The 17298-nt window shown below is 58.1% G+C and carries 13 protein-coding genes; 4 read left to right on the top strand and 9 right to left on the bottom strand.

Annotated elements, in window-relative coordinates:
* The first annotated feature begins 35 nt into the window (after positions 1-35).
* Entirely contained in the window at positions 36-3533 is a 3498-nt protein-coding gene (dnaE, locus tag ACQQ2Q_RS00320) for a DNA polymerase III subunit alpha (protein ID WP_428185028.1), read from the top strand.
* 17 nt (positions 3534-3550) lie between these two features.
* Here dnaE and ACQQ2Q_RS00315 read toward each other — a convergent pair whose 3' ends face one another.
* Positions 3551-4789, bottom strand: a complete 1239-nt coding sequence (locus tag ACQQ2Q_RS00315) for a L,D-transpeptidase family protein (RefSeq protein ID WP_428185027.1) — start codon at positions 4787-4789, stop codon at positions 3551-3553.
* 146 nt (positions 4790-4935) lie between these two features.
* Positions 4936-6228 carry a DNA polymerase IV gene (locus tag ACQQ2Q_RS00310; RefSeq protein ID WP_428185026.1) on the bottom strand — a complete coding sequence of 431 codons (1293 nt, stop codon included), beginning with the start codon at positions 6226-6228 and terminating at the stop codon, positions 4936-4938.
* Between the two features lie 67 nt (positions 6229-6295).
* Between ACQQ2Q_RS00310 and ACQQ2Q_RS00305 the strand changes: the two genes are divergently transcribed.
* Positions 6296-6427 (top strand): hypothetical protein, encoded by a 132-nt coding sequence (locus ACQQ2Q_RS00305; protein ID WP_428185025.1) that lies wholly within the window; start codon positions 6296-6298, stop codon positions 6425-6427.
* A gap of 97 nt (positions 6428-6524) precedes the next feature.
* Here ACQQ2Q_RS00305 and ACQQ2Q_RS00300 read toward each other — a convergent pair whose 3' ends face one another.
* The gene (locus tag ACQQ2Q_RS00300) at positions 6525-6803 is read right to left on the bottom strand and encodes a DUF3572 domain-containing protein (protein WP_428185024.1); all 279 of its coding nucleotides are present in this window, start codon (positions 6801-6803) and stop codon (positions 6525-6527) included.
* Between the two features lie 134 nt (positions 6804-6937).
* On the opposite strand from ACQQ2Q_RS00300, the gene ACQQ2Q_RS00295 reads away from it, so the two are divergent.
* Positions 6938-7309: a response regulator gene (locus ACQQ2Q_RS00295; RefSeq protein ID WP_428185023.1), complete on the top strand. Its 372-nt coding sequence runs from the start codon at positions 6938-6940 to the stop codon at positions 7307-7309.
* A gap of 18 nt (positions 7310-7327) precedes the next feature.
* The gene (locus ACQQ2Q_RS00290) at positions 7328-8704 is read left to right on the top strand and encodes a PleD family two-component system response regulator (RefSeq protein WP_428185022.1); all 1377 of its coding nucleotides are present in this window, start codon (positions 7328-7330) and stop codon (positions 8702-8704) included.
* An 823-nt stretch (positions 8705-9527) separates the two neighbouring features.
* On the opposite strand, the gene rpmG is transcribed toward ACQQ2Q_RS00290, so the two are convergent.
* The 6 genes from rpmG to topA all read right to left on the bottom strand — a co-directional run bounded on the left by rpmG (position 9528) and on the right by topA (position 17174).
* Positions 9528-9695 carry a 50S ribosomal protein L33 gene (gene rpmG, locus ACQQ2Q_RS00285; RefSeq protein WP_007626161.1) on the bottom strand — a complete coding sequence of 56 codons (168 nt, stop codon included), beginning with the start codon at positions 9693-9695 and terminating at the stop codon, positions 9528-9530.
* A gap of 92 nt (positions 9696-9787) precedes the next feature.
* Entirely contained in the window at positions 9788-10972 is a 1185-nt protein-coding gene (locus ACQQ2Q_RS00280; protein ID WP_428185021.1) for an MFS transporter, read from the bottom strand.
* A gap of 11 nt (positions 10973-10983) precedes the next feature.
* A complete protein-coding gene (locus ACQQ2Q_RS00275; protein WP_428185020.1) occupies positions 10984-11685 on the bottom strand; it encodes an NUDIX hydrolase in 702 nt (233 codons plus the stop codon).
* On the bottom strand, positions 11682-12125 hold the full coding sequence (locus ACQQ2Q_RS00270; protein WP_428185019.1) for a DUF983 domain-containing protein: 444 nt from the start codon (positions 12123-12125) through the stop codon (positions 11682-11684). Before ACQQ2Q_RS00270 ends, ACQQ2Q_RS00275 begins: the two co-directional genes overlap by 4 nt.
* Positions 12126-12150: 25 nt before the next feature.
* Positions 12151-14520, bottom strand: a complete 2370-nt coding sequence (rnr, locus tag ACQQ2Q_RS00265) for a ribonuclease R (protein ID WP_428185018.1) — start codon at positions 14518-14520, stop codon at positions 12151-12153.
* A 2-nt stretch (positions 14521-14522) separates the two neighbouring features.
* Entirely contained in the window at positions 14523-17174 is a 2652-nt protein-coding gene (gene topA, locus ACQQ2Q_RS00260) for a type I DNA topoisomerase (protein WP_428185017.1), read from the bottom strand.
* Positions 17175-17298: the final 124 nt, after the last annotated feature.

Below are 17298 nucleotides of genomic sequence, written 5' to 3'. Positions count from 1 at the left end.
GCCGCCGATTCCTCGTGAGAGAAAGCGGTGCGTTTATGAGTGGTGCGGTTGTGGCTAAGGGTTCGGACGGGGCAGGCGAAACCTCGCCGGGTTTCGTGCATCTGAGGGTCCATTCGGCCTATTCGCTGCTCGAAGGTGCTTTGCCTCTCAAGAAGATCCTCGCGAAGGCGGCAAGCGACAGCCAGCCAGCCATCGCGGTGACCGATACCAATAATCTGTTCGTCGCGCTGGAGTTTTCGCAAAAGGCGCTGGGCGAGGGTCTGCAGCCGATCATCGGATGCCAGCTCGCCATCGACATGGAAGATGCGGGCGATGACAAGCGTGGACATCAGTCCATGCAGAAGTTCCCGGCCATCGTTCTGTTGTCGTCGACACCGGCCGGCTATGAGCGTCTGGTCGATCTGGTGAGCCGTGCCTATCTCGACGGTGAAAGCGGACAACTGGTTCACATCAAGGCGTCCTGGCTCGAAGAGATCGGCACGGAAGGTCTGATTGCGCTCACCGGTGCCACGACAGGTCCGGTCGATATTGCTCTGCGCGAAGGGCATAAGGCTCAGGCCGAAGCCCGCCTTGAGACGCTGAAAGGCTTTTTCGGCGACAGGCTCTATATCGAATTGCAAAGGCAGGTTGGCTATAGCCGCCCGCACGAGCAAAAAATGATCGATCTGGCTTACGAGCATGGCGTACCGCTGGTTGCCACCAACGAGGCCTTCTTCCCGACCAAGGATGACTATGAGGCCCACGACGCTCTGATGGCGGTGGCCCATAATGCTATCGTCTCCGATGACAGCCGTTTTCGCCTGACACCCGATCACTATCTCAAAAGCCGCGCAGAAATGCGCAAGCTGTTTGCAGACCTGCCGGAAGCGCTCGACAACACGGTCGAGATCGCCCGTCGTTGTTCTTTCATTCTCGACACGCGCAAGCCCATCCTGCCACGCTTTACCGGCGCCAGCGAAGACCCCGATGAGGCCGATCGCGCCGAGGGCGCGGAGCTTCGCCGTCAGGCGGTCGAAGGGCTTGAAAACCGGCTGGCGGCCCTTGGAATGGCACCGGGCTACGACGAAACCCAATATCGCGAGCGCCTCGATTTCGAACTCTCCATTATCGAGCGTATGAAATTTCCGGGCTACTTCCTGATCGTTGCCGACTTCATCAAATGGGCCAAGAGCCAGGATATTCCGGTTGGCCCCGGACGTGGTTCGGGTGCGGGCTCGCTGGTTGCCTATGCGCTGACCATCACCGATGTCGATCCGCTGCGCTTCTCACTGCTGTTTGAACGCTTCCTCAACCCGGAACGCGTATCGATGCCCGACTTCGATATCGACTTCTGCCAGGATCGCCGCGAAGAGGTGATCCGTTATGTACAGAAGAAATACGGTCGCGAGCAGGTGGCGCAGATCATCACCTTCGGATCGCTGCAGGCGCGCGCAGCGCTGCGTGACGTCGGTCGTGTTCTGGAAATGCCCTATGGCCAGGTCGACAAGATCTGCAAGCTGGTGCCGAACAACCCGGCCAGCCCGACTCCTCTCTCCAAGGCGATCGAGGAGGAGCCCAAGCTGCAGGAGGCTGCTGACGAGGAGCCTGTTGTCGCCCGGCTTCTGGACATCGCCCAGAAGATCGAAGGCCTCTATCGCCACGCCTCGACCCATGCTGCCGGTATCGTCATCGGTGACCGCCCGCTGTCGAAGCTGGTGCCAATGTATCGCGATCCGCGCTCGGATATGCCTGTCACCCAGTTCAATATGAAATGGGTCGAACAGGCCGGTCTGGTCAAGTTCGACTTTCTCGGCCTGAAAACGCTGACGGTTCTGAAGACTGCGGTTGATTTCGTGCGCCGCACCAAGGGTGTCGAAGTCGATCTTGCGGCCATCCCGCTGGACGACAAGAAGACCTATGACATGCTCTCGCGCGGCGAGACTGTCGGCGTGTTCCAGGTGGAAAGTGCCGGCATGCGCAAGGCCCTGATCGGCATGCGTCCCGACTGCATCGAGGACATCATCGCGCTGGTGGCGCTCTACCGCCCGGGCCCGATGGAGAATATCCCGGTCTACAATGCCCGCAAGCACGGCGAAGAAGAAATCGAATCGGTCCATCCGACCATCGATTATCTGCTCAAGGAAACGCAGGGCGTTATCGTCTACCAGGAGCAGGTGATGCAGATCGCCCAGGTGCTCTCCGGCTATTCGCTCGGAGAAGCCGACCTTCTGCGTCGCGCCATGGGTAAAAAGATCAAGGAGGAGATGGACAAGCAGCGCGCTCGTTTCGTCGACGGTGCGGTGAAAAACGGCGTCCTCAAACCGCAGGCCGACCTCATTTTCGATCTGCTGGCCAAGTTCGCCAATTACGGTTTCAACAAGTCGCACGCCGCTGCCTACGCTATCGTCTCGTACCAGACCGCCTATATGAAGGCGCATTATCCGGTCGAGTTCCTCGCATCGTCGATGACCTATGAAATGTCGAACACCGACAAGATCAACGATTTCCGCCAGGATGCGGGCCGGATTGGCATCAAGGTCGTGCCGCCATCGGTGCAGACCTCCTTCCGCAAGTTCGAGCCGGGCGACAACAGCATTTTCTATTCGCTGGCGGCGCTTAAAGGCGTGGGCGAAGCCTGCGTGGATCATATCGTCGAGGTGCGCGGCGACACGCCATTTGCCTCGATCGAGGATTTCTGCCTGCGCATCGATCCCAAGCAGATCAACCGTCGGGTGTTCGAAAGCCTGATTGCGGCCGGCGCCTTCGATTGTTTCGGTGTGGATCGGGCGCAACTGGTCGCGTCGCTTGACCGCATTATCGGTTACGCCCAGCGTGCGCAGGAAAACAAGGTCAGCGGACAGTCCGACATGTTCGGATCCGGTGGCGCCAGCGGACCGGAAAAGATCGCACTTCCGGCCTTCTCACCCTGGACACCGTCAGACAAGCTGATGCGTGAGTTCCAGGTGCTGGGCTTCTATCTGTCCGCCCACCCCCTGGATGCCTACAAGTCGCTTCTGGAAAAGCTGCGCGTCCAGACCTTCGGCGAATTTTCCGGTGCCGTGAAGCAGGGCGCCGTCGCCGGCCGTCTGGCGGGCACAGTGATCAGCAAGCAGGAACGCAAGACCCGCACCGGCAACAAGATGGGCATCGTGGTTTTCTCAGACCCGTCCGGGCAGTTCGAAGCCGTGCTCTTTTCCGAAGGGCTGAACCAGTTTCGCGACCTTTTGGAAACCGGCAAGTCACTGGTCATCACCGTGCAGGCCGATGAGCGCCCGGAAGGCATTGGGCTTAGAATCCAGACGGCGCAATCGCTGGAAGAAAAATCGGTTCAGATGCAAAAGGCACTGCGTGTCTTCGTACGCGATTCCGGACCGTTGAAATCCGTCGCTACCCACCTCAATGCGAAGGGCGACGGTCTCGTTTCCTTTGTGGTGATCAAGGAGGAGGGCGTACGCGAGATCGAGGTCGAACTGACGGACAAGTTCCGCCTGTCACCGGAAATCGCCGCCGCCTTGCGCTCTGTGCCGGGCGTGGTCGATGTGGAACTGGTATAGCCGGCCGGAAGCCTCGCTTATCCCTGCGGATTGCGGTGGGTTATGGTGATGAAGTCCGTGCCCTGACCGGTTTCCGGGCCAATGCCGGTATCGTTGATCGTCAGCGAGCTGCCCTCGTCGAGCAGAAGTGCGATTTTGTGGCGGATATTGTCGGGAATGGTGATGCGGTCGAGTGCTGCGGCCATGCTGTCTGAGGCCTGATCATCGGTAATGCCCAGACGCTTGCGCGTGGCAGAACTGATGTAGTCCTCAAGCGTCACCCCGTGCCACTCGGCTTTGCCGGAAAAGCGGTTGACGGCGGTTGCCTCGGCGAAATGTGTGCCGAGCGCCTTTTCGGGATGGTCGATCGTGATCGGCGCCTCGAAGACCGGCTTGAATTTTTGCCGGACCATGATCTGGCCAAGGGGCGGCTCACCACGCCCGCCGGCATGGTAGAGCGTCCGCATGAACTCGGCCGTCATGATCTCGCCCTTGGTCGGCAGGCCTTTCCAGCGCTTGAAGCCGTTGATGGCGCTGATTGTCATCGGACCGATATGACCGTCTGGTTGACCCGCATCGAAACCGAGATCGGTCAGAATTTCTTGCGCGTCAAACACCATCTCGCGCACGCCGCGACGGGTAATGAGAATACGAAGCGGCGGCAGTTTCTCAAGGGTTACACTGGTGCTCGCACCGACCTTTGGCAGAACTTCCGCAACGGCCACTTCGACCGGGATCTCGCTTCCATCGAAATTGGTCGGCCGCAACTGCGCGTCGGACAGGAGCATGCTGTTGTCGGCCGGAAGCTCCGGCGTAAAAAGTGTGCGGCTGGAGATCAGCTGAGGTGCGACAGGCGCATCGGTAATGATCACATGCGCGCCACGCTCGGTCATCTGAAACAATGAGCGCGCAAAGGCGCCGGGCAAACGCACGCAGCCATGCGAGGCCGGATAGCTGGGCACGCTGTTGGATTCATGTAGCGCGACACCAGACCATGTAATGCGCTGCATCCATGGCATTGGCGCGTTCGAATAGAGGTTCGACTCGTGATATTTGCGTTTCTCGAGGATTGAAAAAACGCCTGAAGGAGTCGTGTGCCCGGATTTTCCGGTCGAAACCTTCGAGGTCGCGACGATCTGTCCGCCGTCGTAAACGGTCAGGCTCTGTTGGTTCTTGGAGACGAAAATCTGCAGCGTGCCGCCATCTGCGGCAAGCGTTGCGGAGGAAAACGCGGTCAACGCCAGAAGACCGATGCCCAGATAAATTGACTTGAACACGAAACACAACCTCTACGCAAAACAACTCCCCTCGAATATAAGAGGAAGTTTAAGAAAGTTTTGAAGGACTGCCTCGCTCACATTTTTGTGTCAGGAAAAATCAATAGAAGCCGCTATTGGCCAGTTCGGGATGAGCGGCCAACAGCTTAACGATCCTGCCGCTTGGGATGGAATGTATAGCCGGTTTCAACGCTGCCCTTGCCGAATTTGTCGCGCAGCTTATCCATGGCAGCTTCCGCAGCAGCCCGACGCCCGGCCTGCTGGTCGACCAGATCGCCGGGGTCTGCGGTGGCAGCGTCGCAAAGGTCACTGACACCGATCCCGATCAGCCGGTACTTTGTGCCATCCGTTTCTTTTTCCAGAAGAGATATGCCGGTCCTGAAAATGCGGTCGGCAAGCTGGGTCGGATCGTCGAGACGCCTGTTGCGGGTCCGGCCTTTGAAATCGGCAGTCTTGAGCTTCAGCACCACTGTCTGCCCGGCAATGGCGCTTTTCTTCAAGCGCCAGGCGACTTTCTCCGAAAGCGAGCGCAGATGCGTCACCAGTTGCTCATGATTGGAGATGTCGTCGAAGAAGGTCGTTTCGGCCGAAACGCTCTTTGCCGCCTCGTTCAGATGCACATCGCGCTCGTCAATGCCACGTGACAGTCTAAACAGGCGCTGCCCCATGGAGCCGTAGCGGCGCATCAGGTCGCCTTCTTCCATGGTCTGCAACTGGCTGATCATCGTGATGCCATCGCGCTCCAGCGTGCCGGCAAGGGCTTTGCCAACGCCCCATATGGTTGTCACGGGTCTGGATGCCAGGAACTCGAGCGCCTCCGTGCGTCCGATAACGGAAAACCCGCGGGGCTTTTGCAGATCCGACGCCACTTTGGCCAGAAATTTGCAATAGGAGAGGCCGACGGAGACGGTGATCCCAACCTCCAGTTCGACCCGTCGGGCGAATTTCGCCAGCACCCGGGCGGCAGGGTTGTGATGCAGCTTTTCCGTGCCCTTGAGTTCCAGAAAGGCCTCGTCGATGGAGATCGGCTGCACCATCGGTGTCAGTTCCTGCATCATCTGCCGCACCTCGCGGCCAACGCGGGCATATTTTTCCATATCGGGTTTGATAACAACGGCATCAGGGCATGCATCCAATGCCTTGAACATAGGCATGGCCGAGCGCACACCATGAACGCGGGCGATATAACAGGCCGTCGAGACAACGCCTCTTTTGCCCCCACCAATGATCACCGGCTTGTCCGCAAGCTCGGGATTGTCGCGCTTTTCAACAGAGGCATAAAAGGCGTCGCAATCGATATGGGCGAGTGTCAGATCGTAGAGTTCTGAATGGTAGACAAGCCGCGGGCTGCCACAGGACGCGCACCGACGGCGGCCTTCAGGTTGACCCTTCAGGCAGTCACGGCAAAAGCCCGGAGATGGTTGATCGTCAGCGGCCATGATGAGAACAAAAGTTGAACATTCGATGTTTATGCGCTAGCGTTCCGCAATGCAAGCGGAGCAAGACATGATGCCTCAAAATTTCACTGACCGTCCACTGTCACCTGATCTGCCGCAGGACGTCGCGGTTGCCATGGGGCGGCAGGGGGGCTGTTACGGTTGCTGGTATGCCTGTTTCTGCCTGGCGCCACCCGAATGACAGGCAGGGAGCGCTGACGGGTGCAAGGCCGACATGCGCGCGCGTGGGAGTGCTGGCGCATCGCCGGGCGTACGCTGATGGCCAGCCGACAGAAGGCCTACATCATCGGTCCAGAAAGCTTGTGCCATGCCTCTGCTACCGTTTCAGGCTTGGTGCCAGTCGCCTCGCAAAAGCTCATCAGGCTGGGTTCATGGGCCATCATGAAATCCAGAAGTCCCGCCAGAAAGCCCGGATCTGTTGCCGCAGTGCGGATCTGGTCTGCCTGCACACCGGAAAGCGCTAGAAAACGCGAGAGCATATCGGGTTCATTTGCCAGCCAGGCAAGGATTGAGACCGCCGTTTCTTGCGGATCGGTCGTCGAGAGCTGTTCGCGCATAAGTTTTTCCATGATTTTCGCGAGGTTACCGTTTTCTCAACCAAATGAGAGTAGTTTAGCTTGTGAACAGATTTGAGCCGACCCGTGTGCCAAAGGTATGCGGGGCGCTGGGGGACGGAGCAAAAGGACTGGTAATGCCCAAGAAGGTCATGATTGTAGAAGACAACGAGCTCAATATGAAGCTCTTTCGCGATCTGATCGAGTCCTGTGGCTATTCCACGATTCAGACGCGAAACGGCATGGAAGCCCTCGATCTGGCGCGGAAATATCATCCGGACCTGATCCTCATGGATATACAATTGCCGGAAGTCTCGGGCCTGGAAGTGACGAAGTGGTTGAAGGACGATCCGGAGCTGCACGTGATTCCGGTAATCGCCGTGACGGCCTTCGCCATGAAGGGGGATGAGGAGCGCATTCGTCAGGGCGGTTGCGAAGCCTATGTTTCAAAGCCAATTTCGGTGCCCAAGTTCATAGAAACCATCAAGACCTATCTTGGTGATGCGTAACAAGACGGAAGATCAACCATGACAGCACGCATTTTGGTGGTTGACGATATACCGGCAAACGTCAAATTGCTCGAAGTTCGGCTGATTGCCGAATATTTCGATGTGCTGACGGCTGACAACGGTCCTCGGGCACTTGAGATCTGCAGCCAGACGCAAGTCGATGTCATTTTGCTCGATATCATGATGCCTGAGATGGATGGTTTTGAGGTCTGCGAGCGTCTGAAGGCCGACCCCCGCACCGCCCATATTCCCGTCGTCATGGTCACCGCGCTCGATCAACCCTCCGACCGGGTTCGTGGACTGAAGGCGGGCGCCGACGATTTCCTGACCAAGCCCGTCAATGATCTCCAGCTGATCTCTCGCGTTAAAAGCCTGGTGCGACTGAAGACGCTGAGCGACGAGTTGCGCATTCGCGCCGAGACCGCGCGCAATATCGGTATGGAAGATCTTCTGCGTGTGACGGACGGAAAGCTCGAGGAAGCGGGGCAGGTTCTGCTGGTCGACAGCCGCGGCAGTTCGCAGGAACGGATCATCAAGGCGTTGAAGCCCGTGGCCGAGATCATGGCCATGTCCGATCCGCAGGCAGCCGTCTTCGAAGCCACGGAAAATTCGTTCGACCTGGTCATCGTCAACGCCAACTTCGACGATTACGATCCGCTGCGTCTATGTTCCCAACTGCGTTCCGTGGACCGCACGCGCTTTATTCCGATCCTGCTGATCGTCGATCAGGGTGCGGATCAAATCGTGGTGCGCGCACTCGATCTGGGCGTCAATGACTATATACAGCGCCCGCTCGATCCCAATGAACTCGTCGCACGTGTCCTCACCCAGATCCGCCGCAAGCGTTTTAATGATCGTCTGCGCGAAAGCGTCCAGCACACGATCGAGCTGGCCGTCACGGACGGTCTCACAGGACTTAACAACCGTCGCTATCTCGACAATCACCTGAAGACGCTGTTTGCACGTTCAAAGGTGAGGGGGCGTCCGCTCTCCGTGTGCATCGCCGATATCGACCGCTTCAAGCAGGTCAACGATACCTACGGCCATGACGCGGGCGATGAGGTGCTGCGAGAGTTTGCAGCACGTATCCGTTCCACCGTGCGCGGTGCGGATCTGGCCTGCCGGTTTGGTGGGGAGGAGTTTGTGCTCGTCATGCCCGATACGCCCGCAGACACCGCCGCTTCTGTGGCCGAACGACTGCGTGCAATTATCGAGTCCAAGCCGTTCACGATACGCGGCATCGATGTCAGCCTGGATATAACGGCATCTATGGGCATTGCGACAGTGGTCGACGGCGTGGTGACGCCCGAGCAGTTGCTCAAACAGGCTGACCGGGCGCTCTACGAAGCCAAGAATGCCGGCAGAAATCGGGTGGTCGCGGCCGTCGCAGCCTGACGACAAGCGATGCCCGTGATGGGTGTGCCGAATCGCAACACCTCTCCAGAGATTGCCGAGACAGGCAAATTCTCAATTGCGCTTGTGCCGGTTGTGGATAAAAATGTCGTCAGAGAGTGCAGTGGCGTCGGTTGCGTTGAGGCGAGTGTATCGCCACAAGAGTTTTCGGTTTTACGAATTCATTCGGCATTCGCATTGATATTTTTTCGGTCTTCTTTGCACAATTGCATTGTTTTGACAGTTAAAATGGACGTGCGGTGCAATTTTTCTGCGCCTTTATATCTTAGTTTGTACGAAAATAGAGAAATTACTACGTTTTTGTCTTGGTTCAATTTTCGTTAGCGAAGATTATGCCGGTTCTTCATTCTAAGGTAAATTTGATTGTCCTGAAACTATACTTATGTATCTCTCGTGAATATCGATTCAAGCAGAGAGTCTTAACTGGCCGAATTTAACCATATGTTGTGACAAAATGGGGCGCGGTTAAGAAATAGTTGATTTTTCTTCCAACTTGCGCGAAGTTCGAGACACGGACATCGGGTCCACAAGGACATTCGAACACCCCATGATGCTCAGGTCCGCCGCATCTCCTGGGTCGTGGGGTCGGTCGGTTAGCGTGCTTGTTACAGTCGGTTCCTCGTGCCGCCTTAGTATGCTGACCGACCCCCTATTATAAGAAGCACCGTATCATCGTGATGATACGGTGCTTTTTTATTGGCCGCTCGATGAGGGGGGGGCGCGCGGCCGAATCCGGAATAGAGAAGGGGCGCCTCGCGACTAGCGCGGGCGCCCCTTGAACCTGTCTTGCAACTCCAAAGCGGAATTACTTGATCTTGGTTTCCTTGAACTCAACGTGCTTCCGTGCGACCGGATCGTACTTGGTCTTGGTCATCTTGTCGGTCATCGTACGGCTGTTCTTCGTGGTAACGTAGAAGAAGCCGGTGTCGGCCGTCGACAGAAGCTTGATCTTGATTGTTGTAGCCTTAGCCATGGTCGTCCTGCCTTTAAGAAAAATGAAGCCACGGACAACCGTATGGGTCCAAGGCTAATTCTGGCGCGAAACTACAAATCGGCCCCGAAAAGTCAAGTCTGTTTCGGTCTAAAAAGCAATCTTCCGATGGAAAGCGCCACATAAAGCGCGAAGAAGCCCGCAATTGCCCATGCAAAACCGTGCATTCCGGAGATATCCATCGCGGCACCGATCGCCTGTGGACCGGCAACAGTCCCGACAGCATAGCAGAAGATAAAGGCGGCATTGGCGGCTGCAAGGTCAGACCCCTTGAGTCGCGAGCCGAGATGGCTAAGGCCGATCGTATAGAGACCGGACACGCAGCCACCGAAGAACAGCAACAATACCCCGAGCGTGATCCAATTGGATGCGAACCAGGGCAGCATCAGTGCCCCTATCAGGCCCATCAGTGCCATGACGAATAGCAACAGGCGCCTATCCTTCAGCCTGTCGGAAAGCATGCCAAGCGGGATCTGGAAAGCCATATTGCCGATACCCATTGCGGTCAGCAATAAAGCCCCTTGGGCCTCGGAAAAACCGAGGCGGGTGGCATAGATCGGAAACAGTGACAGACCGCCTGCTTCGACAGCGCCAAAGACGAAAACGGCGGCAGTGGCTGTGGGGACCAGGAACACATAGCGCAGGAAGTGATTTTGCGGCTTTCCCTCCAGGACCGGACTTTCGCCGCGGGCGATGAAGATAGGGATTGCCGCCAGAAGGATGACACCGGCCCCCACGGCGAAGGGAAGAACCCCATCGGATCCGAGTACGGAAAAGAGCAGGGGACCTGATGCGAATCCGACGGACAGAACAGTGGCGTAAATGCCCAGCACCAGGCCACGACGGGATGGCGGGGCAGCGGCATTGATCCAGAACTCGGACAGGATGAACAGCGTCGTGGTGGCACCGTGGAACACCAGCCGTAGCGGGAACCACATCCAGAACTGTTCGGCATAAAAGAAGCCGAGGGCGCTGATGGCTGACAGAAGAACCGCCCACAGCATTGTGCGCGCGACACCGAAGTCATGGGCAAGCTTGGTGGTGATAGGGGCTGCAATCATGGCAGCAACACCCGCCATCGCCGAATTGAGCCCTATCAGCGTAGACGGTATTCCGCGCTTTTCCAGAATGATGGACAGCAGCGGAAGGCCAAGCCCCATGGCAATGCCAACGGCGGTAATGGCTGCGATTGCGGCGATCAGTGACGGCCAGTGGATGGTCTCCGGGTAACCGTGAGCACCGAGACCCTTATCGGACATGGTTTGAACCCTCAGATGCCACTGCGCAGGAACTGGCCCCGCCGTGCGTAATAGTATGGACCTTCCAGATCGAAGGGCAGGGACGGTTGCGCTGTCATCTGTGCTTGCACGTCTTCCAGGATTGTTTGCGTAATCGGCGGAATGTTCAGCGTTGAATTGCTGCCAATGTCAAGCCATTGCAGATCATGAAGTTCTTCCGAATTGCGCATGCAATCCAGTTGAAGCGCGGTTTCGTCGGTAAAAGTGCAAAAGAAGCGGGTATCGAATCGACGGACATTCCCGGGCGGTGTCACGGCGCGAGCGACGTATCGCAGAGACGATAGATCGGCCACCAGCCGCTCAACGGTGCCCCGTACCTCCAGTTGGCCGAGCACAAGTCCAGTCTCTTCATGCAACTCGCGGATTGCAGCAAGCGCCAGCGCGCGGCCGCGACGCACCGCAGCTTCATCCGTCTTGCCGCCGGTGAGGCGCGTCAGGACAGATGCATGAAGGTCAGAGCTATAGGGAAGCGCGTGATCGGTACGGTCACGCCGTCCACCCGGAAACACATAGAAATTGGGCATGAAAGCATGCTTGTTGCCGCGCTTGCCGACAAGAACCCGGATTGTTGTCCCGGAACGATCAAGAACCAGAATGCTTGCGGCATCCTTCGGCCGCAGGGGGGAAGGCGCCTGCCCCCCTTGCGGCTGGTTCTCGAAGGGATGCGACGTCATGCGCCCGGAAACTCGTCCGCTTCATCAGGTGTGTCGCCAAAACCGTGCATTCGAAGTGCCCATTGCAGACCAATGACGCCACCCTTGATCGGTTGAATGATCGCCAGCGAGATCACCACTGCCAGCGGCGCCCAGATGGCAAGATGGATCCAGGGAGATGCGGGAAAAATCAGGTCGGTCATCATATAGCCGCCCAGCAGTACATGGCCAAGGACCATGACCACCAGATAAGGCGGAAGATCGTCGGCGCGGTGGTGATACATTTCCGCCCCGCAGGATGCACAAGTGTCCACCGGTTTCAGGAAGGCTTTAAACAGGCGCCCGCTGCCGCAGGAGGGGCACGAACAAGCCATGCCCCGCATGATGGAGCGGCCCAGGGGCCGGTCGGCCTTTTTGTCTCCGCCATACCGGACCATCGACGATGCTTCGCTTGACGACATGACTTTATCCTCTCAGTGCTGAACCTCAGCGACGACCGCGTGGCGGTCGGGTGCCGGGCTGCTTGCGCATTTGTTCTCGTCCGCGCTTGGACGTTTTGTGGAATGATCGCGTCGACGTGGGCATAGCGCGTCCCTCGCTCAGCATTTCGAACCGCAACGCCCCCGCAAGCGGTATGGCCTCGACAAGCTTGACTTCCACGACATCCCCAAGCTGATAGCCAAGTCCGGTCTTTTCGCCCGAAAGTGCCTGATGCGCTTCGTCGTATATGAAGTAGTCCTTACCAAGTGTCGAGATCGGTATAAAGCCATCCGCGCCGAATTGCGGCAAGGCGACAAATAGTCCCGATTTGGTGACACCGGCAATCCGGCCTTCGAACTCGTCGCCGACGCGTGTCGACAGGTGATGCGCAACAAGGCGGTTGACCGTATCGCGTTCGGCGGCCATCGCACGGCGCTCGAAGGTGGAGATTTCAGCGGCAATATCAGCGAGTGCTGCCTCTTCGTCCGGCGAAATTCCGCCTTCGCCAAGGCCGAGCGAACCGACCAGCGCCCGATGCACGATCAGGTCCGCATAGCGGCGGATCGGCGAGGTGAAATGCGCGTACTTCATCAAATTGAGGCCGAAATGGCCAATATTTTCGGGGCTGTAGATTGCCTGGCTCTGCGAGCGCAACACCATCTCGTTGACCATGATCTGGTGCGGCGTATCCACCGCCTGGGCCAGAATGCCATTGAATGAATTGGCGCGCATATTGCCGCGTGACAGTGACATGCCGATCGTGCCGAGGAACTCGCGCAGGGTTTCCTGTTTCGACATCGACGGCGTGTCATGAACGCGGTAGATCAGCGGCTGGCGTTTCTTCTCCAGCGTTTCCGCAGCAGCCACGTTCGCCTGGATCATCATTTCTTCGATCAGCTTGTGCGCATCGAGGCGTTCCGGCACATGGACCCTGTCGACAGTGCCGTCTTCCTTGAGAAGGATCTTGCGCTCGGGCATGTCCAGTTCAAGCGGCTGGCGACGATCGCGACCGCGTTTCATGATCTCGTAGGCGTTCCACAGAGGCTTGAGAATGGGCTCCAGCAATGGACCGCTCTTGTCGTCGGGATTGCCGTCGATAGCCGCTTGGGCCTGCTGGTAGGAAAGCTTGGCAGCACTCTTCATCATCACCCGATGGAAGGTATGACCCGCTTTGCGGCCTTCCTTGGAAAAGGTCATGCGAACCGCAAGCGCTGGCCTGTCCTCGCCCTCGCGCAGTGAGCAGAGATCGTTGGAAATGCGTTCCGGCAACATCGGCACCACACGGTCGGGGAAGTACACCGAATTACCGCGCTTGAGCGCTTCGCGGTCGAGTGCCGATTTGGGGCGTATATACCAGGACACATCGGCAATCGCGACTGTCACGATCATGCCACCCGGATTATCGGGAGAGGGATCCTCTTCGGCATAAACAGCGTCGTCATGGTCCTTCGCATCGGCAGGATCGATGGTGACCAGCGGAACCTTGCGCCAATCCTCGCGCTTGGTCATCGGAGCAGGCTTGGCTGCTTCTGCTTCGTCCAGAACGGCCTGCGGGAAAATATGCGGAATGCCATGGGCATGAATGGCGATCATCGAGATCGCCTTTTCAGACGCGACCGAGCCAACCACGTTCAGCACCTTGGCGCGTTTCAGGCCAAGTCTGGAATGCGAGCGGATTGCTTCGACCTCGACCAGATCGCCATCCTTGGCGCCGTTGAGGTCCGTGCTGTCGATCACCATTTCGTCGTCGCGGCGCTCGACCGGCATGATCCGGCCATGGTCTGCGCCCGGACGTTCCTTGTAGACGCCGAGGATCGACAGGCGCGTCTTGTCGATCACCTTGATCACCCGGGCCGTATAGGCCGGGCCTGCGCGATCCTTGGAGGGGAAAATCTTGGCCAGCACCCGATCGCCCAGGCCGCCGACGGGGCTCTTGCCGTTTTTCTTGTCGGCGCTTGACTGACGGATCAGGACGGCGGGTGCGACACCCAGATCCTCGTTCCATTCCGATGGACGACCGATCAGATCGCCGTCCTTGTCGCGTGTGGTGATGTCGATCAGCGTGACGGGCGGCAGTGCGCCGGGCTTGACCAGCGACTTGCGGTCCTTTTGCACCAGGCCGTCGTCCTGCAAGGCCTTCAGCGCTTGCTTGAGCTCGACGCGCGCTTCGCCCTTCAGGCCAAAGGCCTTGGCAATCTCGCGTTTCGAGGCTCTGTCCGGAAAATCGGCAATGAACCGCAACAGCACGTCGCGAGACGGAACCTCACCGTGAATGATCTGGTCAGGCTTGGGCTGCGACGCGCCCTTTGCCGCGCGCCGCTCTTTCCTGTTGCGGGGAGCGGTCGTCATGTCGGGCTCGCGCGGTTTTTTGCTCAAGTTCAGCTCTTCTTTGTCTTGCTCGCCGTTTTCGCTTTGGCGGTGCTTTTCTTCTTCGGCTTGGCTTCGGCGGTGTCGTCAGCCTTTGCCTTGGCAGTCTTTGCCGGAGCCTTTTTGGCCTTGGCCGGTTTACTGCCGGATTTCCCTGCCTTTTCGACAATCAGTGCCAGCGCTTCTTCAACGGTCACGCTTTGCGGGTCCTTGCCCTTTGGCAGGGTGGCATTCACCTTGGCCCAGTTGACATAAGGACCGTAACGGCCGTCGCGAACCGTGATCGGCCCTCCATCGGGGTGATCGCCCAGTTCCTTCAGCGCTGCCGGCGTTCCACGCCCGCGGCCACCCTTGGACTGCTTTTCCGCCAGAACGATGACGGCGCGGTTGAGGCCGATGGTGAAGACGTCTTCAATGCTGTCCACATTGGCATAGGTGCCGTCATGGAGCACGAACGGTCCATAGCGGCCAAGACCGGCGGTGATCATCTTGCTGGTCTCCGGATGCGGTCCCACATCACGGGGCAATGCCAGAAGCTGAAGCGCCTTTTCGAAATCGATGTCTTCGGGCTTCCAGCCCTTGGGCAACGATGAGCGCTTGGCTTCCTTGCCGTCGCCGCGCTGGACGTAAGGACCGAACCGGCCCGAACGCAATGTCACATCCTCGTCGGTCTCCGGATCCTTGCCGAGCGCCTTGGGATCATTGCCAAGAGCCTCTGCTTCCGCACCACCTTCTGACGACAGCTGGCGGGTGAAATTGCATTCCGGATAGTTCGAGCAGCCGACAAACGCGCCGTATTTTCCAAGCTTCAACGAAAGGTTTCCGGTGCCGCAAACCTGGCAGATGCGCGGGTCGGAGCCGTCCTCGCGCTTGGGGAAGACCAGCGGTGCCAGCGCTTCGTTTAGCGCATCCAGTACGTTGGTGACCCGCAATTCCTTGGTATCTTCGATCTGGGCGAAGAAGTCCGTCCAGAAGTCGCGCAAAACCTGCTTCCAGTCGAGATCGCCAGCCGAAATCCTGTCGAGCTTTTCCTCGAGATCGGCGGTGAAATCATATTCGACATACTTGGTGAAGAAGTTTTCCAGGAACGCCGTCACCAGCCGCCCCTTGGCCTGCGGGACAAGCCGGCGCTTGTCGACCGTCACATATTCCCGGTCGTTCAGTGTCTTCAGTGTCGCGGCATAGGTGGAAGGACGGCCGATGCCGAGCTCTTCCATCTTCTTGATCAGCGAGGCTTCCGAGTAGCGCGGCGGTGGCTCGGTGAAGTGCTGCGAGGCATTCACTTTCTGCTTGGCCAGGCTTTCCTGTGCGTTGATCTCCGGCAGACGACCATCTTCGTCGCTGTCGTCGGACTGTTCGCCATCTTCCTTCTGGTCGGTATAGGCAGCGATAAAGCCGTCGAAACGGATGACCGAGCCGACGGCACGAAGCCCGGCCTGATCGCCACCCTTCGATGCCGTGATTTCAGCTGTCGTACGCTCGATCTCGGCGGATGCCATCTGGCTGGCAATGCCGCGCTTCCAGATCAGGTCGTAAAGGCGAAGCTGGTCGGAATCCAGATACGACTTCACTTGATCCGGTGTGCGTGTGAATTCGGTCGGCCGGATCGCCTCATGCGCTTCCTGGGCATTCTTCGCCTTGGTCGAATAGATCCGGGGTGCATCGGGAACATAGCGTGCGCCGAACTGATCGGCGACCGCCGAACGGGCCGCCTCGATCGCTTCAGGCGCCATCTGCACGCCATCGGTACGCATATAGGTGATCAGACCGACCGTTTCGCCGCCGATATCGATGCCTTCATAAAGGCGCTGCGCGACCTGCATGGTGCGCGACGCCGAGAAGCCGAGGCGGGAGGAGGCAGCCTGCTGCAATGTGGAGGTCGTAAACGGAGGACCCGGATTGCGCTTGACCGGCTTTGCCTCGATGCTGGCAACCACGTAGCTTGCACCTTCAAGCAGATCCTTGATCCGGTTGGCCTGTTCGCCATTGGCAACAGAGTTCTTCTGCATCCGCTTGCCATCGGCAGAAACGAGGCGCGCCACGAATTCGTCGCCCCGCGGCGTTTTCAGAAGTGCAGAGATATTCCAGTATTCTTCCGGGATAAAACGCTCGATCTCGGTTTCACGGTCGCAGACCAGACGCAGCGCAACAGATTGCACGCGGCCGGCTGAGCGAGCGCCCGGCAACTTGCGCCACAGAACCGGAGACAGGTTGAACCCGACGAGATAGTCGAGCGCGCGGCGCGCCAGATAGGCGTCGACCAGCGGCGTATCGATATCGCGCGGATTGGCCATGGCATCGAGCACGGCCTTCTTGGTAATGGCGTTGAACACGACGCGCTTGACCGGCTTGTCGCCAAGAACCTTCTTCTTTTTCAACAGATCGAGCACATGCCAGGAAATCGCCTCACCTTCGCGATCCGGGTCGGTTGCGAGAAACAGTCCGTCCGAGGACTTCACTGCATCGGCAATGTCCTTCATGCGTTTCTGTGACGCGCTATCCACTTCCCAGGTCATTTCGAAATCCTGGTCGGGCAGCACCGAGCCGTCTTTTGCGGGCAGATCCCGCACATGTCCAAACGAGGCGAGAACCGTGTAGCCCGATCCGAGATATTTATTGATTGTCTTGGCTTTGGCTGGTGATTCTACAACGACTACATTCATGATGTCTCTCTGAACAAGCGATCGCGACGGCTTGTTTTTGCAGGCTTGTGCCCATTTTCGCGATTCTGGTCTTCCGAAATGGACAGGGATTCGATTTCGGTCAAGGGGCTAACGTGATTTTGTG

This window comes from Agrobacterium sp. ES01 (assembly GCF_050320885.1).
Lineage (GTDB): Bacteria > Pseudomonadota > Alphaproteobacteria > Rhizobiales > Rhizobiaceae > Allorhizobium.
Note: the sequence above shows the minus strand (reverse complement) of the source record. Positions and strands in the feature narration are given on the sequence as shown.